This window comes from Vibrio sp. THAF64, assembly GCF_009363455.1.
GTDB lineage: Bacteria > Pseudomonadota > Gammaproteobacteria > Enterobacterales > Vibrionaceae > Vibrio > Vibrio coralliilyticus.
In genome coordinates, this window is sequence record NZ_CP045357.1 from 291,747 (window position 1) to 312,543 (window position 20,797).

General features: G+C 48.1%; 19 protein-coding genes. 4 read left to right on the forward strand and 15 right to left on the reverse strand.

What is annotated here, in order from left to right:
• Nucleotides 1-41 precede the first annotated feature (41 nt).
• Together FIU99_RS26220 and FIU99_RS26225 are read right to left on the reverse strand one after the other, a co-directional pair.
• Nucleotides 42-398 (reverse strand): nuclear transport factor 2 family protein, encoded by a 357-nt coding sequence (locus FIU99_RS26220; RefSeq protein ID WP_152472820.1) that lies wholly within the window; start codon nucleotides 396-398, stop codon nucleotides 42-44.
• A gap of 24 nt (nucleotides 399-422) precedes the next feature.
• Nucleotides 423-1,325, reverse strand: a complete 903-nt coding sequence (locus FIU99_RS26225) for a DMT family transporter (RefSeq protein ID WP_152472822.1) — start codon at nucleotides 1,323-1,325, stop codon at nucleotides 423-425.
• A gap of 104 nt (nucleotides 1,326-1,429) precedes the next feature.
• Here FIU99_RS26225 and FIU99_RS26230 point away from each other — a divergent pair, with 104 nt between their 5' ends.
• A complete protein-coding gene (locus FIU99_RS26230; protein WP_006958476.1) occupies nucleotides 1,430-2,332 on the forward strand; it encodes a LysR family transcriptional regulator in 903 nt (300 codons plus the stop codon).
• On the opposite strand, the gene FIU99_RS26235 is transcribed toward FIU99_RS26230, so the two are convergent.
• Nucleotides 2,302-3,207, reverse strand: a complete 906-nt coding sequence (locus FIU99_RS26235; protein ID WP_152472824.1) for a LysR family transcriptional regulator — start codon at nucleotides 3,205-3,207, stop codon at nucleotides 2,302-2,304. The genes FIU99_RS26230 and FIU99_RS26235 overlap by 31 nt on opposite strands.
• Before the next feature lie 123 nt (nucleotides 3,208-3,330).
• Here FIU99_RS26235 and FIU99_RS26240 point away from each other — a divergent pair, with 123 nt between their 5' ends.
• Together FIU99_RS26240 and FIU99_RS26245 are read left to right on the forward strand one after the other, a co-directional pair.
• On the forward strand, nucleotides 3,331-3,870 hold the full coding sequence (locus FIU99_RS26240; protein ID WP_006958474.1) for an NADPH-dependent FMN reductase: 540 nt from the start codon (nucleotides 3,331-3,333) through the stop codon (nucleotides 3,868-3,870).
• Between the two features lie 12 nt (nucleotides 3,871-3,882).
• On the forward strand, nucleotides 3,883-4,506 hold the full coding sequence (locus FIU99_RS26245) for a DsbA family protein (RefSeq protein WP_152472826.1): 624 nt from the start codon (nucleotides 3,883-3,885) through the stop codon (nucleotides 4,504-4,506).
• 21 nt (nucleotides 4,507-4,527) lie between these two features.
• On the opposite strand, the gene FIU99_RS26250 is transcribed toward FIU99_RS26245, so the two are convergent.
• From FIU99_RS26250 to FIU99_RS26280, 7 genes are all read right to left on the reverse strand, one after another.
• Nucleotides 4,528-5,883 (reverse strand): M4 family metallopeptidase, encoded by a 1,356-nt coding sequence (locus FIU99_RS26250; RefSeq protein ID WP_152472828.1) that lies wholly within the window; start codon nucleotides 5,881-5,883, stop codon nucleotides 4,528-4,530.
• 2 nt (nucleotides 5,884-5,885) lie between these two features.
• Nucleotides 5,886-7,478 carry an EAL domain-containing protein gene (locus FIU99_RS26255; RefSeq protein WP_251768539.1) on the reverse strand — a complete coding sequence of 531 codons (1,593 nt, stop codon included), beginning with the start codon at nucleotides 7,476-7,478 and terminating at the stop codon, nucleotides 5,886-5,888.
• Between the two features lie 98 nt (nucleotides 7,479-7,576).
• A complete protein-coding gene (locus FIU99_RS26260; protein WP_152472832.1) occupies nucleotides 7,577-8,824 on the reverse strand; it encodes an HDOD domain-containing protein in 1,248 nt (415 codons plus the stop codon).
• 144 nt (nucleotides 8,825-8,968) lie between these two features.
• Entirely contained in the window at nucleotides 8,969-9,895 is a 927-nt protein-coding gene (locus FIU99_RS26265; protein ID WP_171348576.1) for a sensor domain-containing diguanylate cyclase, read from the reverse strand.
• A 62-nt stretch (nucleotides 9,896-9,957) separates the two neighbouring features.
• Nucleotides 9,958-10,845, reverse strand: coding sequence for a ribose ABC transporter substrate-binding protein RbsB (gene rbsB / locus FIU99_RS26270; protein ID WP_152472836.1), 888 nt, complete (start codon nucleotides 10,843-10,845; stop codon nucleotides 9,958-9,960).
• Nucleotides 10,846-10,860: 15 nt separating this feature from the next.
• A complete protein-coding gene (locus FIU99_RS26275; protein WP_152472838.1) occupies nucleotides 10,861-12,726 on the reverse strand; it encodes a methyl-accepting chemotaxis protein in 1,866 nt (621 codons plus the stop codon).
• A gap of 122 nt (nucleotides 12,727-12,848) precedes the next feature.
• Entirely contained in the window at nucleotides 12,849-13,589 is a 741-nt protein-coding gene (locus tag FIU99_RS26280; RefSeq protein WP_172974100.1) for a phospholipase A, read from the reverse strand.
• Between the two features lie 220 nt (nucleotides 13,590-13,809).
• Here FIU99_RS26280 and FIU99_RS26285 point away from each other — a divergent pair, with 220 nt between their 5' ends.
• On the forward strand, nucleotides 13,810-14,307 hold the full coding sequence (locus FIU99_RS26285) for a GIY-YIG nuclease family protein (RefSeq protein ID WP_006958465.1): 498 nt from the start codon (nucleotides 13,810-13,812) through the stop codon (nucleotides 14,305-14,307).
• A gap of 43 nt (nucleotides 14,308-14,350) precedes the next feature.
• Here FIU99_RS26285 and FIU99_RS26290 read toward each other — a convergent pair whose 3' ends face one another.
• The 5 genes from FIU99_RS26290 to FIU99_RS26310 all read right to left on the reverse strand — a co-directional run bounded on the left by FIU99_RS26290 (nucleotide 14,351) and on the right by FIU99_RS26310 (nucleotide 20,667).
• Nucleotides 14,351-16,234 carry a methyl-accepting chemotaxis protein gene (locus tag FIU99_RS26290; protein WP_152472841.1) on the reverse strand — a complete coding sequence of 628 codons (1,884 nt, stop codon included), beginning with the start codon at nucleotides 16,232-16,234 and terminating at the stop codon, nucleotides 14,351-14,353.
• A 194-nt stretch (nucleotides 16,235-16,428) separates the two neighbouring features.
• Nucleotides 16,429-18,474: a Cache 3/Cache 2 fusion domain-containing protein gene (locus tag FIU99_RS26295; protein ID WP_172974101.1), complete on the reverse strand. Its 2,046-nt coding sequence runs from the start codon at nucleotides 18,472-18,474 to the stop codon at nucleotides 16,429-16,431.
• 64 nt (nucleotides 18,475-18,538) lie between these two features.
• Nucleotides 18,539-18,940, reverse strand: a complete 402-nt coding sequence (locus tag FIU99_RS26300; RefSeq protein ID WP_152472844.1) for a hypothetical protein — start codon at nucleotides 18,938-18,940, stop codon at nucleotides 18,539-18,541.
• A 226-nt stretch (nucleotides 18,941-19,166) separates the two neighbouring features.
• Nucleotides 19,167-20,033: an SDR family oxidoreductase gene (locus tag FIU99_RS26305; protein WP_152472846.1), complete on the reverse strand. Its 867-nt coding sequence runs from the start codon at nucleotides 20,031-20,033 to the stop codon at nucleotides 19,167-19,169.
• Between the two features lies 1 nt (nucleotide 20,034).
• Nucleotides 20,035-20,667, reverse strand: a complete 633-nt coding sequence (locus FIU99_RS26310) for a TetR/AcrR family transcriptional regulator (protein ID WP_152472848.1) — start codon at nucleotides 20,665-20,667, stop codon at nucleotides 20,035-20,037.
• Nucleotides 20,668-20,797 lie beyond the last annotated feature (130 nt).

Sequence of the window (20,797 nt, forward strand, 5' to 3'; positions counted from 1 at the left end):
GCTGCCGAATTGGCAGCTTTTTTTTTGACAAGTAAATTACGCTAGAGCCCAGATACATCAGCAAAGATTTTATACTGGTAAATCAGGCCATCTTTTAACGTCAGAATTGTTGCAAATTTCGCGTCATACACACTGCCATCCAAGCGGATATAATCCACTTGCCCTTCACAAACTAAAGTATCTCCCACCTCGTACATACCCGCAAAGGTATGGTTCATCGTTTGGATAGACGCGAAAAACTGCGCATTGATTGCCGTCACCGCATTCACTCCACTCACCGTCTCGGCATTGGAAAAAGTAAACATCACGTCCGGGTGAAGCAATTCCGCTAATGCGCGAGCATCTTTGTTATCTACGATTTGATAAAGGGTACGAATGAAGTCGCTATAATGAGACATAGTGTTTCTCCTATTAAAAATAACCTAAGATTTATTGAACAAGTACAAGCTAGCGCCCAATAGTAGAGTCGCAGCACACAACTCAATGGTGATCGCTTCACCGTATACAAGCACGCCCAGTAAGACCCCTGTTACCGTGACGACATTGCCTACTTGGCTGAACCCGATCCCATCTGTCACTTGTTGAAATCGAAAGGTCAATAGATAACTAAGCGAGGCGTTTACAGCCATAACGCCTAGCACCCATTCCTCCCCTGATGGAGCAAGTAAAATTGACGGATTCGCCGCTGGTAACCAAAGCCCACTTTGCAGGGCAAGCATCCCAGCCGCCAACGCAACGGGGTTGGCGTTGGCGGGAAATGCACGACTGCGATATACATTGCCAGCGCCTAACAACAAAGGCACTAACAAAGCAATTAACACACTGTATCCATCCACCTCACTCTGCATCGAAGGCGTGATCGTCACCATCATTGCAGCCAGAACTCCCACTGTGATGGCCAAAATTTTAGGCATGGTCAGCGTGCTGCGTTCAAAAGGAATCGCAAACAATAACGTGAATATGGGTGACAAAGTCACTAGGACACTAAATGTACTGGCATTAAGATTTTGAAGCGCGACACTGGACGCTAAATTGGGCAAACTCACGCCCAATAAGCCTGCGAAAAAGTAATAACGAATGTGACGAAACTCCTTGAATCGCCACTGACGCTGACTCACCAGCATCAGCATCAGTAAAGCCGCAGCGCCCACCATAGGAAAAACCGCGACATCGATCGGTTTGATCCCTTGATTAACGGCGTATTTGGATAGGGTAAAGTTAATCGCTACTAACCCACCAATACACACGACATAAAGCAGCTTCTTGAACCAAGCTGGAACATGATGTGTGATTCGCTTCTCCACCCCAGTATCGAGTGTTTTCATAGTTCGCTCTCCCTTATTGATGTGGAAAAACCAGTTTACGCTCACTGTAATGGTTAGAGAACAGAGCATATACTATCCACACTGTATCCAAAAAGGTGACAATCATGACGCATTTAGATGCGATCCCTTTTTTCCTTGAGGTAGTTAAACACGCCAGTTTTGCTCAAGCTGCACGGGAATTAGGCGTGTCTCGATCCGCCGTCAACAAACGTGTGGTTCAGTTAGAAGAGGGACTAGGTGTGCGTTTGCTGCACAGAACCACCCGACAAGTGTCTCTCACAGAGGCTGGCATGAACTTCCATCAGCATGTAAATCAGGCTTACTATTGGTTGCAAAAGGCTGAGGATGCCGCCACCAGTCAACAGAGTCAGGCGATTGGAACACTTAAGATCAGTGCCCCGATGTCGTTTGGGCGGTTGGTCGTTGCCCCCATTATTCCCACTTTCCTAGAGCAATTTTCAGGCATTCAAATCGACATGACCATGAGTGACGATTATGTAGATATTGTGGCAGGCGGCTATGACTTGGCCATTCGAGGAGGGGATCTTGATGATTCCAGTTTGATCGCTAGAAAGCTCATCAAGAGTCGCAGCGTCGTATGCGCTTCCCCTCTCTATTTTGAGTCTAACGCACGTTCCGTCCCAAGCCATCCTAGAGAGCTTATTCAGCATAATGCTTTAACGTATCGACACACATCAGAGACGGCAGAATGGGTTTTCGCCCAAGGGCACGAAATTGAGAGCATCTCTGTAACCGGTAATTACCGAGTCAATAACAGCGAAGCCTTATTGTCGGCCACAACTCAAGGGCTTGGTATTGCGAGACTCCCCGATTTCATAGCCAGACCATACCTTCATTCGGGAGAGTTATTGCAATTACTCCCACAGTATGTAATGCCAGAAAAAAGCATCTATGCTCTCTTCCCGGAGCGCGACCATATGCCTATCAAATTGCGAGTATTTCTCGACTTTTTGACTCAGAAGCTAGCTTCAAGCGCCATCTCTTGAGATAAAAAACGGATCAGTTCGGCCACCATTAGGGAATGCTCTTTGTGCTGCGGATAGACAGCATACACATCGTGATTGGGGATTCGCCAATCGGTCAAAATAGGTTGGAGCACACCGCGAGTAAGTTCTTCTTCCACCATTATCTTGGGCGCCAGCATCACACCTAACCCTTCAACGCAAGCCTGCTTAAGCGCTAGGGTGTTATTGGTTTGCATTCGAATCTGATGAATGGCGATCTGACACTCTTCAGCCTCTGAATAAAATAACCAGTTTGTTGGCGAGGTAGACAAGCTGTAAATCAAACAATCATGATGGCTAAGGTCCGAGGGATGATTAAGAGGAAGATCAATATCGGCCAAATAACAAGGGGCAGCACATAATACTCTTGGGAGAGTCTCAAGTTTACGCGCATGCAGCGTCGAATCTTTAAGATGCCCACTGCCACGAATAGCGACATCAATACCTCCAGTGACAAGATCAATTTGCTCATCTGAAAGAAGAACATTGAGCAGTAGGTCTGGATACTGCTTGGCAAACTGACACAATTTGGGTTGAATGGACACCAAACCCAGCGACATCGGAATGCTGACAGTGAGAGTCCCTTGCATTCTGCTTGAAGCGGCCATCGCCTGTTGATCGGCCATCGCCCACATATCCAGCAATTGGCAAACCTGGCGATAGTACTCCTCACCAGTCGGTGTCACGCGCATAGTGCGTGTAGTGCGCGTAATGAGTGCAACCCCAAGAAATCCCTCTAGCTCAGCAATGTTCTTACTCACCGCAGATCGAGACAAGCCAAGGTCGTCTGCCGCGAGGTGAAAACTGTCCAATTCAACCACTCGCTTGAACACGTTGGCCGCCACCAATTTATCCACTGTATTTCCTCCTCCAAAAAATTATTTACTGATAGTGAATTATATAGTCACAAAAAGGAACTTTATCATCCTACAGTAAACATTATAGTGAATCACGGATGATTCATTTAACAGGAGAATATAATGAAAAAGATCCTCGCAATTTCGGGAAGCAACCACCAAGGCTCTATCAACACCAAGTTGTTAAAGCAAACGGTGTCGCATTTTCAATCTCACACCACGACCTTACTGGATTTGATAGAGTACCCTTTACCCATCTACAGTCAGGACATTGAATCCAATGGTATTCCTGACAATGTACAATTACTCTGGGATATTTTCTCTGAGCACGATGCACTGGTGATCGCCGTCCCAGAACATAATGGCTTTATGCCTGCTTTTCTGAAGAATGTTATCGACTGGTTATCTCGTTTATCGACGACAGAAACCGGCTTTTTTGGTACTCACAATATTCCCGTTCTGTTGCTCAGTACGTCACCAGGGGCAAACGGCGGAGCTACTAGCCTGCAGACTTTGCATAGTCTAATGCCGTGGTGGGGAGCTGAAGTCAAAGCTACGTTTAGTCTTGGCTGCTTTGGGACCCATTACATCGAAGGCCAATTCACTTCGGACACGGACCTTACGTTAAAACGTTTGGCGACCGAATTTGAAGGCATGCTTTAAGAGGAGCCGACCATGACCATTCATATCGAGTTCTTTCATGATGTGGTATGTGGTTGGTGCTACATCCAATCATCAGTGCTTCGACAACTAGAGAAAAAATACCCTCTAAAGATAATGCACCGTAGCTATGTGCTTCAGCGAACACCGCAGGACATGGCTGAGCGTTTCGGTTCTTTGGCGCAAGCAAAACAAGAGATCCTAGCGCATTGGGCCTCGTGTGAACGGTTTGAGGGCTCAACTGATCGATTCAATATTGAGGCGATGGCAAAGGCGTCGTTTAGCTATCCGAGCGGTTTGCTCGCAGCGCAGGCAACCCAAGCCGCGGAGCAGTTGGCAGGCGAAAACGGTCATTGGGACATGTTTGATGCTTTACAACGAGCTCACCTCCAACGAGCGGAAAACATCGCTGATATTGATGTGCTACTCAATATTGCTCGAACGCTTGGTTATGATACGGATGCCTTTCTCGAAGTCATGTATGCCCCAACAACCTTTGCCCGTTTGGACACCGATCGTCAGCGCGCACAAGCACTAGATATTCGATCGATTCCTACTTTCATCGTTAACGGGCAAGAGCTGTTTCGTCAAACGACTCGCTATGATGACTTAGATCGCTTTTTCACCTCACTCCTCTAATGTACTCAGCCATGCCGCTGCTTATAACAGCGGCATGTTGACTGCGTCAAAAGCTTCATAAACATCAGACGTCGGATACCCTAATTGACCAGCGGATGACACGATGCACCGTGCCCCGTCAATCAATGTCGACTCAGCTGTCCAGCACCGAGTAGCATCAATATAAACCTGATATGTCGATTCTACCCCCCACTTCTGCGACAGTAGATAAAATGGGTAGGTGATCAATCCTATTCTCAAGTACGGATTGTTGCCCGCAGTGGCGTAATCCAGATAGCTTGACACTGCGGCGGGTTCGGTTTGAATTTGGTTCAATTTACGAATTGAGCCGTCGGTTTCTTCACCATGCCACCAAAGGTTGGTAGTCGGATCAAGCCAGTGCTTAGCCATTACGCCTGATAGATCACTGAACGCTTCCGATAGAGTTTGCGCATCTAGACCTAACGGTGTGGTGTAAGACATCGAGGATAGGCGCAGCAGCACCCCATGGGCGACTTCGTGCGCGATAATATCTAGGGACGCCGTCGAGTATTGAAATGGATAGGCATCAGAAAAGTTAGCATAAGCTCCATCCCAAAACGCCCGGACTGACGAACGGGGACCGTAATGTACCCGCAAGCGGATTTGATGATCCAACGGTGGTTCTCCAAGATAATGGACAAACATGTTGTGCACTATCGTTCCATAATACAGAGCATCATTTAACGTCGAGTATGTCCAAATACCCCCACTGTCACTGATACTCTTTTGAGCATGGTATGTCGACGCCGAACAGTCAAAATGATAGGGCTGATAGGTATCATCGTCTATGCGATTTGCCGCCATAGGCGAACTTTGTGGGTCGGTGGTATTCTGCATGTCAATCACTGCAACTATGCCATTGTTAAGGTAACAATGATTGCCCCTGCGAGTAACACGCAACGAAGGACGCTCAATACCATAGAGCCAAGCCTGCTTGGCGTTGCCTCCTGGCCCCTGAACCTCAATCTCGCCGGACGCATCGAAAAATCGAACTGCTTGCTGCACGTTGATAAACTGTTCGCTCTCCAACTTCACTAACAAACGGTCGACAAGAGCTGTATTCAACGAAGACTCTGGAATTGAAATCGTAGTCGGTAAACTCGTGATGGTTTGCTCCACGATGTCTTGACTACCAAGTGATACTGTTAAAGTGGCAGGTCCGTTGAGCAAAAGGGGCTCGCGACGCGTTTGTCGAATTTCCAGATCTCCCGAAATGACTTGTTTATGGTTCTGGGTATCCACAAACGCCATGATTAATGTTGGCAACGTCTGAAGATGCATGTCGGTACTCGAGGAGCCCCCACCACCGCAGGACGTCAGCCCTGCCAATGCTAGGCCCACTGTTGATTTACGCAATTCTATTTACTCAGTTGATCGCAAGCAAAACGAGCCTGCCATTGTGTGATAGCTGCCGGGTGCTCGATCGCAAATCCCTGTAGGTGGGAAACATTCAAGGTGGCACATTGATCGATTTGGTGTTGATGCTCGAGTCCTTCAGCGACAATATCTATCCCATTGACCTCACCAAGATCGGTCAGAAAACGGATAAAAGCCTGACATGAGCGATTATGCTGCGCTTCAGAGATGATAAGTTTGTCGATTTTAATTTGGTTGAATGGCAAGTTGAACAGCCCGTAAACGGAGCTGTAACCAGACCCAAAATCGTCCAACGAGAGTTGAAACCCTAACGCTCGCAACCGGTACAATTTCTTAACAATACTCTCATCGGCATCAAGCAATACCGATTCGGTGATCTCTAACGTAATACGTTCAGCGGGCAGTCCCTGTCTTCGGAGCACTTGCATGGCTTTTTTCGCAAAATCGTGTCGCATAATCTGCAACGCAGAAACATTCACGTTGACCTTGATTGCTGGCTGGCCTTGTCGATCGGACATTGACAAAAATTGACATGCTTGTTCCAGCACGCTCAGGCCCAAAGCATGGATCAATCCTTGCTCCTCTGCCAACGGGATAAACTCATCTGGCGTTACGGAACCAATGTCAGGGTGCGTCCATCGAGCCAGCGCTTCGTAGCTGACCGTTCTCATCGATCCAGCCAGACAAATGGGCTGCAAAGCTATTGATATTTGCTGTGACTCGATCGCCGATTTTAACGACTCCTGAATGGTAAAAAACCGTTCAATATGTTGCTGAACCTCTCCATGATAAATGGCCACTCGACCAGCGCATTGTCGTCCCGCGTAATCACACGTCTTATCCAAAATTTCCAGCGTTTTCTCAGCCGAAGTAGTTTGGCGAATGAACACTCCGCCAATCGCTAATTCATCGCCAACAAATATCTTGCTGGACGAACCAAAGTCGGCAAAAAAAACGCGCATTTTCATGGCAAGAGCTCGCAGTGCGTTGACTGACATATTCATCGACATGAGGACTGCGTAGACACCCGATTTCAGTCGATAAAACGTATAGCTTTCGAGGTTTTGTTTGAGCATAAAGGCATGAATAGCCGAGACAAATTCGTCCTCCACCGATTGTCCATACTGACGCGAATAGAGGTGAGAACGTTGGATGGCTAACTGCAAAATTTGCCCCTCTAAATCGACGCGTTCCTCTAGGAGATCTACCCTCAGCTTGTTACGGTTCATCAAGCCAGAAACAGGGTCGAAATACGCCGTTTGGTACAGATAGTCCTGCATCAATTTTCGATCGGAAATATTGCGATGGCAACCGACCATGAATGCACCTTCCTCATCCACCATCATGACTCCAGAGGCCTCTATCCAAAGATACTGACCTTGCCGGTTCTGCACTCTGTACTCGGACACTACCCGTTCCTCTTTGGCCATTGCGTGATGATGCATTTGCGTGCGAAACGTTTCGATATCCAGAGGATGAATAAGCCGGATCCAGTCTTCTACATCAGCATCTTCTTGAACAATATCAAATTGATGATAAAAGTCGTCGTTGTAGTAACGAATCCTCCCATTCATTCGCATCAACCATAATCCCTCGCTTCCCGTATCAAATACGTTCAGCAACTTGACCCTTTGATCGAGCAGTCCTTCGTGGGCTTCCATTCTCACCTCTGCTATTGGTATGGCTTCAGCATGCCTGGATGGCTTTGCTGCAGCTTTGACAAAGCCTCCCCACTCAGGCGTACATTAGCAAACCAATGAGGGGCAAATTTGGTCGGAAAGATCTGATTTTTATCCATGTTATCGAACACTGCGAACGCTCTTCCTTGGCCCAGTGCTACTCCATAGATTGAACGAGTGTCCAGAGGAGCGTCCTCCAAATCTTCCAGCAATGCTCTAGCTAGGGGCATTGCGCTCGGCCCCCAATCTATGTGTGCGATCAAACGCTCAACGATCCCTCTCTCATGCCTTTGTAGGAGCTGTGGCAGCAACACCAAGGGCATTTTTATCTCACTGCAAGCAAAATACTCCGTCATACAGTTACTCTGTCGATAGTCTTGCATCACTTGCAGCAGCGCTTCTTCAAATTGTGTTTGAAAGTGATTAATCACCACTAAGAGCCCAAGATGTCTGATCGTACCAAGTAACATGCCCTGCTCTGGAGAAACAACGCCAGCCTCTTCAAGCCGGTGGTGGGTAGCATTGGCACACACCAGTAAATGCTGCCAGACTTTATTACTGATGGAACTCATGACCCCATCAGTGGGTGTAGCAAGCGGTCGGGCCATCAGCAAGGGAAGGAACCGCCGACAGTTTTCTATTCCCAATTGTGCGAGAGCTACCTTCGGGTCGTCTAGAGCTGTCGTACGGCGAGTGCCTTTCATCGAGAAACGAGGGCTTTTGGCTAAGTGGATAACTTGCTTAGACAACGCTCGGTTGAGCTCACACATCGGATACAAGCGACTGAATGATAACGAGGGCTGGTAGGCCACGCTCACCAAGTAGCTGAAATCGGGTACTGGATTCAGTAGCTTCGAGAGATCGGCTTCCTGGAATAAAGTGGCCAACCTTGCTTTCAGGGTATTTTCAACGTTCTGCATCACGCGAGACTGGACTTTGAGTTTTTCCGCATGCGCGTCTTGACGGCTGGACTGGCTCGCTTGTTCACATTCAAGCAATTCTCGTTTGAAGCGCTGGCTGATGGCCTCATCCTCTTCCGAGAGCCCCCTATATTTCGTCCATTGCTCGTCCAAAAAAAGGTCATCTGCATGCTGTAACGCGTACTTATGATTGACGAGCCACAAATGGTACCGTGTCATCACTTTTGACGTCAGCTGTTCCATTTTGTGTCGGTCATGAATTGAAAGTCTGCGGCGTCCCATCAAAGTATTAGGTGGGGTTAGGACACTATCTTTTGTCATTGAAATCACCAAAATGGTTTGTAAATAGCTTGGTTAGGTGGCTTTCTAACGATGATAAAACTATCAAGAACTTTAGAGCGGACAAATCCAGAGCAATTTAAGACAAAAACCGATTTACAATCTGATCACGCCTTCACCGTGTTGTTATTGGGACGGGATATCCTGGACAAACAGATAAGGCATCGATTGTGCCTTAGAGGCGTACATAGCCTTATCACATCGATCGATCAGTACCTCCCATTCTGGGTGGTCCTCCGGGTAAACTCCCAGCCCCATATTCATAACAAGTGAGACGTTCAAGCGCTTATCCGGCAGATAAAACGGCGCAGCCAGGACACTGCACAATGCATCAGCTTTAATCCTCATTTCGTCACGTCCTTGGCCTTTCGATTGCAACTCGAACAACACCAAAAACTCATCTCCCCCCACTCGTATCGCTTTATCTTGTGGTCTAAGCATCTGTTTAAGTCGTACCGAAAATTCCCGCAGCACGGTATCCCCGCACTTGTGGCCATATTGATCGTTGATGTGCTTAAACTTGCCTAAATCACAATAGGCGACCCCCACTGATGTATTGCTTTTCGGTGATCGCGTCAGCCAGTCTTCGAGGTATCGTCCGTTAAACAACCCAGTCAGCTTATCCGTAACCGCGTCCTGGTTAAGCTTCGATATCAGGTCGTAGACACTGGAGTAGTCATGAATGATAGCCATCCCATATCGTGAACTACCTGCTTCAATACTCGATACGGATACGCGCGCATTGAAGACTTGCCCATTAGCACGCACGCATGGGATCGCCTCTCTCACTAGAATCGGGGAGGAAGAACGCTGAATTGTCCGAGAGGGGTGCTGATTTCGAATATACGTTCGCATTCTGTCGTTGTGGCCTTCTCGAACCCCGTGATTCGCCATTAGTTGTTCTACCTTTAAGGACACAAACTCCTGCTTGGTGTATTTAAACAGCTTTTGGCTAGCACTGTTGGCGAATACGACGTTCGATTCCTCGTCCACCACCACCACCGCATCCCCCAAATAATCCAAAAATACCTCAATATCCTCCAAGCTACGCACAGTCATTCCTCCCGTTTAGCGCTCCTTAAATTCCATCCGTCTACCATATCCTTTCAAAGGCGTTATTTGGGCGTTGGACCAGTGATCAACTTCAGTTCAACCGGGATATAAGTATCAACAGAATGGTTCATCATAAATCGCTGAACGGTGGAAACCGCGGTCGAACCAAGCAGTTTAGGTTGCTGTGCGATTGTGGCATGTATGATCTTCTCACTTACTGCCTTAATTCCCTCTTCTGTGCCGTCAAAACCAATAATAATGACGGATTTTTGCGCAGCCATAACGGCTCTGGATGCTCCGAGCGCCATTTCATCGTTTTGGGCAAACACAGCTTGAACCTCGGGATACGAAACCAACAGATTCTCCATCACACTTAGCCCCTTACTGCGATCAAAGTCGGCGGGCTGACTCCCTAAAACCTCAAACTCTAATTGTTCGGCTGCCGAGATAAATCCTTGTCCTCGTTCTCGTGCAGCTGACGTACCTGGCAAGCCTTCCAATTGCACGACGGAGGCACCATGCCCTAACTGTTCTGCTAAAAACTGGCCCGCTAGGTATCCACCACGAACATTGTCGGATGCAATATGAGAGACCACCTCGCCATGACTTACGGTTCTGTCTAAGGTAAACACAGGCACAGACGCTCTGTTGGCAGCGCGAACCGATGCGGAAGAAGCATCACTGTCTGTCGGGTTAAGGAGCAAAGCATCCACTTGGCGTACCAACAAATCTTCGACAATTGCGAGTTCTTTTGCTGGATCGTTATGGGAGTCAAGAACAATCAAACGGTACCCCAATTGATTAGCTCGTTGCTCAGCCCCCTCTTTCATCGTGACAAAAAACGGATTGTTGAGACTCGAAATCACCAACGCTAACGTCTCTTGAGCCTGAGCAAATGACGCAATAAGTCCAGCTAAAACGCCAACGGTTCTAATCACATAATGTTTCATTTAGTTCTCCTTTAGTTAAACAACAAAGCCTGAAACGGCGTCCTTTTGCGCAAGTGTCAATGACATCTGACAGGTCATTCTCTCATGCGTTTGTGAGGCGGACTCCGATACCCCCTGTGACAACACCTTAATATCATTGGTGTTTGAGCTAACTTCCAATGCCACTGTCTTTTGCTGGTCTGCCGCCATTTCTGTGTCGTTGATCAAGTCCGAAATCGTCACAACAGACATTTCAACTTCCTCGAGCATCTGGTGTGACGCCTCACCCCGTTTGACGGTGGTATCTGCCGTGATCAAACTCTGCTTCATCACATGACTGGCAGCCATCGCACTGTCTCGCAGTTGGATGACGGATTGCTGGATCTGCCGTGTGGAGTCCTGAGTTCGTTTGGCCAAGGAACGGACTTCGTCGGCGACTACCGCAAACCCGCGACCAGATTCGCCTGCTCTAGCAGCTTCAATAGCGGCGTTCAGTGCCAAAAGGTTGGTTTGTTCTGCGATATCCTCGATCACCGACATCACGTGCTCAATGTCGTTTGCATTCGCTTGAACCCGTTCAATAACATTGGCCGCATCTTTGATTTCCCCCGACATCGATGCAATCGCTCGACGTGTTTCATGCACAACGGTACGTCCTTGTGAAACAGATGTTTGCGCTAACTTTGCCGACTCCGCCGCTTGGTATGCAATATCAGCCACCGAGTGAGAAGAGGCGGAGAGCTGTTCCATGGCCACTGACAACTGTTCCAATTTGTCAAGCTGGCGCTTTGCGACATCGGACACACCATTGGCATCACTAGAGGTTTGCTGTGCGCCTTCATGCAATTGCTCATTGAGGCTCTTTACTGTGTTTATTGTGCCGTGCAATTTGTCCGCAAATTGGTTGACATTAAGTGCAATTTCAGCGAATTCGGTCTCCTTAGGTAACGTCAGTCGACGAGTTAAATCACTGCTCCCCGAAGCCAAGTCCGTTATCATGCTGGCCAGACTCTCTAAAGGTCGACATAGGTAGCTCAATAGCCACACCATAAAACCTGTCCCTAAGATCACTATACCCACCGTCAAAGCTCCCATATCACGAGTCATCTGGGTAAGACTCGCGAACGCCACACTGTTAGGAGTAGCTACACTCAGAGTCCACACGTTCGCTTGGGAAATAGCTACCGTTTGTTGGTACACCGAAGTCAAAACGCCTTCAATGACCTGCTCTCTTTTCAGTAGCTCTCCAGATGCGATATGGCTGACGTCACTCGTGAATAGCGGTGTACCCTGCAGAGGTAATGAACTGTAAAGTACGTCACCGTGATTATTCTGCAGATAGATATCTACATCATGTTGCTCCGCTTTTTCGATGAAAGAATGCAACTCATTGAGTGGCTTGGTTGCTTTCAATACACCACGATGCTTGCCTTCATAGTAAAATGGCACCGATACTTGTAACGCGGTCTCGTTGCTGCTCAATGTCATTGCTTTCGCGCGAGATGCACCTTGGTACCACGCTTCTTTGCGTGGGTCGTAAAAATACACATTACCGATCCCAGTGTCAGAGTGATAAGAGCGCCCGTCTTGGAAAGCGACTAGCACTTCGCTGGCTCGGGTCGCTTTTTGTATTTGCTCCACCATCAATTGGATTTGAAGATCACGACGATCGATTGAAAAGTCCGGCGCCACTTGTTCGACAGCGTGTGTGAACGACGACGCCCATTGCGCAATACCATCAGTCAGGATCTGCAGTTTGAGGTCGGAAATTGTCTCTATGTGCTTTTTGGCGTCTGAAGAGACGAGAAAGTAGGAAAGCGATGTCAGGATAATGAGACAAGCAAGCAAGAGCGACGAGGTCGCGACCAAGATTTTCGATTTAAAAGATCGTATGACTACCACTCATCCTTCTTAGCAATAAGATATGCATAACGTTGAATTTATATACTCAGTAAATCAGACTTTCCCTCTTCGAACATGCCAAAGCTTACGCTTTTTGAGACAATCCTTGCCCTATCTTGAAATCAGAAGCGTGAAGGGAACAGTCGGAATCCTAATGTAATGCGGGTGTTACGAGTTCGATAATCCAGCAATGAGTCCCCATATCCTGAGCGATACTGGGCAAACACCGCCAGAGTATGGGTTAGCGGATGCGTCACTGAAGTCTCAATAAAACCACGCGATGCAGGTCCTCCATAGGCACCAGTAACAGCCCACTCTCCCCTCCCAATGGGGACGTTCACATCCAACTGCCACGGAGGAATATAGTGGGAAATATCAGGATTATCACTTAGTGCGAACGCATGCCACCCTTGAAGAGTCATGCCCCAAGAGCTCGTATCGAAGTGCATGGCCAAAAAGTAACGCTCCCAACTCCGAGAGAGTGCACCCCCTCGTCCATTCGACTGATGACGATAGCCTTGAGATACGCGCAGCCTACGGCTCACATGATGCAGGCTGAAGAGTTCTGGACGGTAATTGCTGTCTCTAAAAGGAGAAGATCGGTCAGTGTTGCCTAATTGCCAAAAAGACGTCTGCGTGAATGCCCCCATAATGGCCCTATCTCGCTGTTCAAAGAGAGGGAATTTCAGACTGAACTGAAATTTCGCTTCAGTGTTTTTCATTCCTTGATACTCCCCATGCTCCCCTTCCACTGCGACGCTAGTATTGACCTGGTCAACATAGCCAAAAGTGAAATAATTTGGTTGATGAAGCGTAATTTTACCTTGTGCCCCTGACGCTAACAGAGCACTTGCGACTGCCATTATCACCTTTGTAATCCAATTCATCTTTCCTGCTCTTCACATGGACGTAAGCGTCCTACTTTAGACGGAGCGTGTCGCTAAAATCAGACAAAACAGCGCAGTTTTCAGCCAAGCGTTCAGGACGACATAAATTGCCTCCTCTTTGTCCGTTATTGAAGAGAGGTTTTAGCGACACTGGAGGACAATGACACGCCGCTTGTGACCTTTATTTGGAGACCACATGATGAAAATTCTAGAAATGACCTTTGACGGCTACTGGTTGTATCGCCATCGCCACCGACTGCCAAAAATTGGCGGACTGTATCTTGTTTATACCTGTGAGTTTGCCGTTGACCGTAACACGCTCAGGCTGCTCAACTTAATTTATGTCGGCTGTAGCACTGACATTCATCGGGCTTTTTCTCAACACCCGCTCAGCCTCGACTTTCTCGCTGAACTAGAGCCAGGTCAAACACTGTGTATTGCGACGACCCCACTAGCGCCGTTTGAACGTCACCTAGCCAAAGCCGCTCTCGCACAAACCTTCTCCCCTCCATGTAATCAAGAAGTGGAATTTCAGTTAGAGGAACAAGCCATCCAACTGTCACTCTATGGTCGAAGTGGAAATCTTCCAACCCACTTTAGCACTCAGCTATTACGCATTGCGCCGCCACCTCCCACCCACACTCCCAAACCAGAGAAGCCGACCTTGAGTAAGGTATTCCATTGCACATGGTGACGTGACTAAAACCTCAGCCTTGGCTGAGGTTTGAATACGGAACTTAGTCGAGTTCAAAACGAGTAATTTGTTCATCCATTGAGTTTGATAATGCCATCAGTTCTGAAGCAAAACCGCGGTTGCGTTCAGAGCCTTGTTGTGTGGTGGTGGCAATGGTATGGGCGTCATGTACTGACTGATTAATTTGACTACCCACCACTGACTGCTCTTCGGTGGCCGTCGCCACCAAACCATTTTGGTCTTGGATAATTAGCACAGAGCCTTCAATAGTTTGTAGGGCGACCGAGGCAGACTGAGAACGATTCAATATAGTGTGAACATTCTCAGTGTTACTCGACATGATAGTCACGGATCGAGTAATGGTGCTCTGCAACCCTGTAATCAGTGACTGGATTTCCGCCGTGCTGCTTTGAGTTCGACTGGCCAACTGGCGTACTTCGTCAGCCACAACAGCAAACCCACGCCCCTGCTCCCCTGCCCGAGCCGCTTCAATTGCCGCATTCAAGGCCAGCAAATTAGTCTGTTCGGCGATCGCTTGGATCACATCCAAGATTTTTTCTACTTGTCTCGACTGCTCTTCCACCAACTCGATAGCTTGTTGCGCCTCACTCACACCTTCACCCAGAGAGCGCAACCCCGTATCCACTTCAGCCACCAAGGCAAGCCCTTGGGCGACATCTCCCATTGCCTGTTGTACAGACGACGAGGCTCGATTTGCATTGCTAGCCACGTCGTCTACGGACGAGGCCATCTCAGTCATGGCTGTGGCCGTTTGCTCTAACTGCTGCATTTGGTTGAAGGCGTTGCTATTGACATCAGCAGCACCACGATCGATAGCACATGCGATTTCCTCCACTTGCCCCGACAGATAGCGGATCCGCATCAATAAAGATTTGAGCTGTTCAGCCATCACCAGCGTTTCGCGGTAAATACCTGAGGCCGTGTTGGATGGCGAATCAAACGTCAGTTGCCCGTTGGCCACTCGCTGCATGAGCGTGACTATCTTTTCTGGCTCCTCACCAAGCGGTCGAACGACATAAAAATGAACACATCGATACATCAGCCCTAATAATAAGGCCCCAAAAAGCAAAGCCATCCCCCCGAGTTCCAAAAGATTCTTCTCTGAGGCTTCAGTCATACTCTCCCACTCCGTCCACTCCCACACCGTCCATCCTAATGAAGGAATTTGATGTGACACGACAAAAAATTGGGTCTCCCCGAGCCAGTAAGTATGTTCACTCGCCTTATGGTTTTTGAAGGCACGGTAACTGGGTCGGACACCGTAAATGTCTTCCCCAATCAAATCTGGGTATTTTGCTGCCAGTATGTAGCCATCTTCACGAGTCACCCATAGCTGATTGTCGTGAGACAAGCTAGCGATGTAGCGCGTCAAGAGATCCACTTTCATGTTCGACACTAGGGCGGCGACGACTCTTCCCTCTAGCATGACGGGCACCCCTAACGCCATCACCACCTCACCTTCCGCACTCAGGTATGGTGCGGTAATCACCCGGGTTTCTCCTGAAAAAATACGATGGTACCATTCTCGTTGTTTATCTCGAGCGTTGAAGTTCGGCACAAACCCTCCCGATGACGTGGAGAACGTTTGGCCATTTTCCAGCGCGACATAGGCGTTTAGCACCTCCAGCGTATCCACGATCGCCTCAAGTGTGCTCAATGTTGACGAGGCATCCAACGAATGTGCTGTCAAATCAAGTTGACGAGCCGCTAAGTTCAATGTATCAAAATTGCGAGACATTCGTTCATCAACTGCTTGCCCAATCAGCCTTGCCTCTTCTGACAAAAGGTGGCGAGATTTTGAAATCGATTCATTGCGAAATTCAACATAGCCAACCCCTGTCGTCGTCATTAAAGTGACAGAGAACAGCACCCCTAGTATCAACATCAGTTTGTTGTTCAGTTTCATAAAACCTCTTACTCAACATATTCCCCCTCTCCGAAAGATGCAGGCATTAGTAAATGCACGATTAAAGAGAGGATTCAATGCTATACGTGTAACAGATCCATATACAGGCGCCTATCGGCAGACCGCTCTTGGGTATCTTTTTGTCTGCTTTTGCGCTGCGGTTGTCTGAACATCACTTCTAAAGGCCTCCAGCTTCAAAGTTGAAACTTGTTCAGCTCACCGCGCAACGTGTGCATTGACCTCTGTATTTCACTGGTGAGATTAGACAGATGATCGGCCGTTTGCGCTGCGGATTGGTTGAGGGTATCAATGTGGTGCGCTTGACTGGCGAGAGATTGAGAGACTTGAGCCTGCTCTTCGGTGGTGGTGGCAATTCCGGCGGTTTCGGTATTGATGTCGTTAATCAGGTGACCCATTTCTGATACGCTTTCTTCCAGTGCTATCATCGTGCTATGCATTCTTTCGCTTTGCTGAGACGTTTTAGTCATACCATTAACTACTTCATGGACACGCTTGCCTAAGGCTTCCGTCATGGTTGATATTTCCCGAATCGCTGTTTGAGTTTTTGCAGCTAGGACACGTACTTCGTCTGACACCACCGCGAATCCTCGTCCCGCTTCGCCCGCGCGAGCCGCCTCGATGGCAGCATTTAACGCCAGCAAATTAGTTTGCTCAGCCACCTCGCCTATCAGGCCAGTGACCTGCTCGATTTGAGCGGCTTGGACCTCCAGTGCCTGAATTTTGTCTTTCAGTTCAGCCTGATCATTAGCCATCTTATCCAATGAGTCTCTGGTTTGATGGGCGGAGTGTTGACTCGCTTGCCCTTGCATCCTGGCTCTCTCCGCTTTTTCGGATATCTTAATAACTTGGTCAGCTATCGCGCCAGAAGACGCCGAGAGCTCTTCTACCGCACAAACCATCTGACTCAACTGTTCCTGAGCATGGTGCGAGTCCGTCTTCAATCGCGCCGCGCTGCTTTCCAAACTCGAAATCTGGACATCACTTGTGGAAGCTATCTGCTGATTACTGCTTAAGATAGCACGAACTGACCAGACCATATTTCGCGCGGCCTCATTTAATTTACGGACTTCATTCTTCCCTGTCTCTTGAGAGCTTGCTGCCATACTCACATTAAACTGCCCTTGGCCCAATCGATGCAATAGCATTGTAATCTCTAGCAGGGGAGCAAATACTCGCGCCACACACCAGTTGAGACTTAATATCATCAGGAACGAACCAAAACCAAACACCCCTAGGAGTTGCATGATCACCGTTTTACTCTCCTGAGCCAGCTCAGATTCAAACGTTCCCCCCATGATCACCCAGTCCCACCCTTCAACATATTGGTACGCAGTGTATTTCCGTTGAGCGTCTCCAGCTCTAGACGCCAACTCATACGACACAATTCCAGAGGTGCTTTCAAACAACTGTCGAAAAGGGCTAGTGTCTTCTGTCGCGCCGATATCAGTAATTCGGTCATTCGAAGTGTAATGAGGGTGGAGCAAAAACTGTCCTTGCCGCTCCCCCGATTTCCCCTCTACCACCATAGAATACCCCGTCTGCCCCCATACAATAGCTCTTAGGCTTGAGAACAACTCTTTTTGCACCTGTTGCAACGGAATACCGACAAAGCTCACACCAATCACTTGGTCTCCCTCAGTGATCGCTTGGTAATACGATAAGTAATCTTGCCCAAACAGCGACACTCGACTGCTGTACTCACCGCCGGCCCGCAGATTCTCGTAAGCCGGGTGTGATTTACCTAAGGTCGTACCGTAGGCTCTTTGATATTTGGACTTCATCAGCGATGTCGTGATCCGAATGAAATCGCCATCCTGCGTCGCAGCAAAAATTGTGGCCACGACACCGGTATCCTGCAAAAACTGATCGACCTGAGTAAAACGTTCAGTCACCCTTTCACCCTCGGTGGTCAATTCCTGATACTGGACTCCGTTTAGCATCCGAATGGCAGTGGTGGACCGAATACTCGGTAAATACGCTGAGCGTAATATCTGATTGAATCGTCGCGCTTTTTTTTGATATGTCTGATATTGGTGTTGCAACTGTGTCGACAAAGCAGAAAGCTGAGTGCGAGTACTTTGTATTCCTTTGTTAATCAAAATAGCTGACACTTGGTGGTAAGTCATATTCCCTATGAATGTTATAGCTACGAGCAAGAGGCCACAAAGCGTCAACTTAAGTTGTGTTTTGATACTCTGTTTCTTGATCCAATCTAGCATTGCCTTTTCCTTTAAATGAAAGCACCTGCAGTGACATACAATCATCCACAAATAAATGTTTGAATCATCGAGAAGAGTGATCTGAAAATGAGAGAAGATCTGGTTCTAAGTCGGAAGCGGTTAGCTGGGCAATACTTTCTTTAAACTGGGTGATCTCGCGTAAGAACTGAACTTTATACTGCTCTTCGCCAGAGAATGCGTTGGTAAAAATGGTACGAGAAAGGGCTTCTAGTTCACTGATTAGTTGCGACACCTGCTGCCGCTCAAGAGCCGATAGATGCTCAGTGCGGTGTAGAGAGTTAAACACGCGTTTCTTCGACACTTGAAGCACCATACTGTAATAACTCCACGGTTTGACATTTTGTGCATTGTCCAAGCAAAGTGTGATGCATTCTGTGCAGGCTTGATGTATCGGTTCGATATTGTCATGATTTCCTAGACAAATTCGGCAAACAGATTCTGACATTGTGGTTCCTTTTCCGTCTCGTTGTATGACGTTTTACGCTATCGGATACCCACTATTGCAACAAGGCCATCACCTAATATTGACACTTTTTGCGCGTTGATTGACACTTATGATTATGACTTCATGCCGACAGAATCTCTCTCCTCATACCGCACTAGAGGCGCCACTTCCCCTTTTCCCAGATAGATGGCAGAGCGGGGATGCGACACCCAACCTTACGTTGTATTTATTGGCCCTCACGCGACAGTTCAGTATAATGCGCCTTGAGCGAGTGCGTACCAACTTGCGGGGCAATCATATCCCGTGCCGTTACGGTTAAAAAGAACTCTGCTGGTCCTCCCCATTTTTCGGGCAGCCACCCTACGAACCTCAATCCGATCTTTCTAACCCAATCGGGGACGTGTACGATCGAAGGAGGCTTGTGCTGCGCTTCAAAAGCCAATTGTGCGATCTCGGTCATGGAGAGAATATCTGGTCCGCCCACGTCCAGTTCGGTTTCAGAAGCATCGATCGCTTCGACACAGAACTGCGCGAGGTCCGAGCCATGAATAGGGTTCAATCGAGCCTCACCGGAGCCAAACACGTACGCCGTCCCCCTGCTTGCCATGTCGTACACTTCTTTGAGATCGGAGAAGAAACCATTTGGTCGGATGACACAGGGAGTGATGGTCTCCGACGCTAGCAGTCGTTGGGCAAACTGTTCTTTGGCATGTAACAAACGCACCTCTTGATGCAATGGCGCATTTAATGCTGACACGTAAATAAACTTCTTCACCCCCGACCGTTCAGCGTCTTGCAAGACGTTAAGGTTTGCTTGGTAGTCCACATCCATGTACCCAAGGCCGTCTTTTTGACGCGTGATACCCAAACACGAGATTACAACATCGACCCCTTGGCAGATCCCTGCTAACGACGCGGACGCCGTCACATCAGCTTGGTGGATCTGTGACTCAGGTACCCCCATAGCAATCAGTTTAGATGCGTTTCTGACCACGGCCGTAAACGTTCGTTGCTGGTCCAACAATACTTGGACAATATGACGTCCAAGATAGCCAGTTGCGCCAACGACAAGAATCTTTGGTTCACTCTTCATTTCAATCATTCCCCATGGTAACGCTTCGAAGAAAAAAACGGGTACGAGAGGCAACATGCTCGTATAGTTGCGACTCGGTCACCGTCATGTTGCCTTTTACCCGTGCCGCATCGTAGATCCCGCTGCGCCACAGATGAAACAAAATGTCAGCTAGGTCCTCTATGTCTGATTCTATGCCCGCCATGAGCAAAAGCTGGGCTATGCGCTCATGCAGGCGCTTAGGTCCCTGAACATAAAGTTGCTCTCTTAGATCACCGAATAATTGACCACTCCCCAATAAAGCATTGTCAAAAGCGATAACACGAGGATTCCCAATCAGATTCAGAGTATCAATTCCCAGAACAATCAGTTGTTCCTCCAGCGAACGCACGTCAAGCCGGACAGTCGCGTCCAACTGAATGGAATGTGCCGCTTGACTGGTGTAGTACTCAACGTACGCTCTCAGCATGGACTCTAGTGTTCCAAAGCGGCGATAAAGTGTCACTTTTGATACGTTTGCTATCTTGGCAACTTTTTCTATCGATAGCCCGGCGACACCTTCTTCCACCAAAACGGTATCAATAGCATCGAACATCCGACGCGTGCGCTCGTGATCAACTGGTCGACCGGGTTTGACCACTGTTGTGTTGCTCATAGGTTCTCCTTAATGCTTAAAAAGCATACACCAATAATTATGAAACGCAAGCGTAACATAATTATTTTCACTACGGTTGTCCTACTAGTGTTCTGGGATAGAATGGCATACACTTTCTCGCACATATTCA

Bases quoted from the DNA above. Each gene is read 5' to 3' on its own strand.
- FIU99_RS26220 (WP_152472820.1), bottom strand. From the start codon at position 398: ATGTCTCATTATAGCGACTTCATTCGTACCCTTTATCAAATCGTAGAT.
- FIU99_RS26225 (WP_152472822.1), bottom strand. From the start codon at position 1,325: ATGAAAACACTCGATACTGGGGTGGAGAAGCGAATCACACATCATGTT.
- FIU99_RS26230 (WP_006958476.1), top strand. From the start codon at position 1,430: ATGACGCATTTAGATGCGATCCCTTTTTTCCTTGAGGTAGTTAAACAC.
- FIU99_RS26240 (WP_006958474.1), top strand. From the start codon at position 3,331: ATGAAAAAGATCCTCGCAATTTCGGGAAGCAACCACCAAGGCTCTATC.
- FIU99_RS26245 (WP_152472826.1), top strand. From the start codon at position 3,883: ATGACCATTCATATCGAGTTCTTTCATGATGTGGTATGTGGTTGGTGC.
- FIU99_RS26255 (WP_251768539.1), bottom strand. From the start codon at position 7,478: ATGAATGGGAGGATTCGTTACTACAACGACGACTTTTATCATCAATTT.
- FIU99_RS26260 (WP_152472832.1), bottom strand. From the start codon at position 8,824: ATGACAAAAGATAGTGTCCTAACCCCACCTAATACTTTGATGGGACGC.
- rbsB (WP_152472836.1), bottom strand. From the start codon at position 10,845: ATGAAACATTATGTGATTAGAACCGTTGGCGTTTTAGCTGGACTTATT.
- FIU99_RS26280 (WP_172974100.1), bottom strand. From the start codon at position 13,589: ATGGCAGTCGCAAGTGCTCTGTTAGCGTCAGGGGCACAAGGTAAAATT.
- FIU99_RS26285 (WP_006958465.1), top strand. From the start codon at position 13,810: ATGATGAAAATTCTAGAAATGACCTTTGACGGCTACTGGTTGTATCGC.
- FIU99_RS26290 (WP_152472841.1), bottom strand. From the start codon at position 16,234: ATGAAACTGAACAACAAACTGATGTTGATACTAGGGGTGCTGTTCTCT.
- FIU99_RS26295 (WP_172974101.1), bottom strand. From the start codon at position 18,474: ATGCTAGATTGGATCAAGAAACAGAGTATCAAAACACAACTTAAGTTG.
- FIU99_RS26300 (WP_152472844.1), bottom strand. From the start codon at position 18,940: ATGTCAGAATCTGTTTGCCGAATTTGTCTAGGAAATCATGACAATATC.
- FIU99_RS26305 (WP_152472846.1), bottom strand. From the start codon at position 20,033: ATGAAGAGTGAACCAAAGATTCTTGTCGTTGGCGCAACTGGCTATCTT.
- FIU99_RS26310 (WP_152472848.1), bottom strand. From the start codon at position 20,667: ATGAGCAACACAACAGTGGTCAAACCCGGTCGACCAGTTGATCACGAG.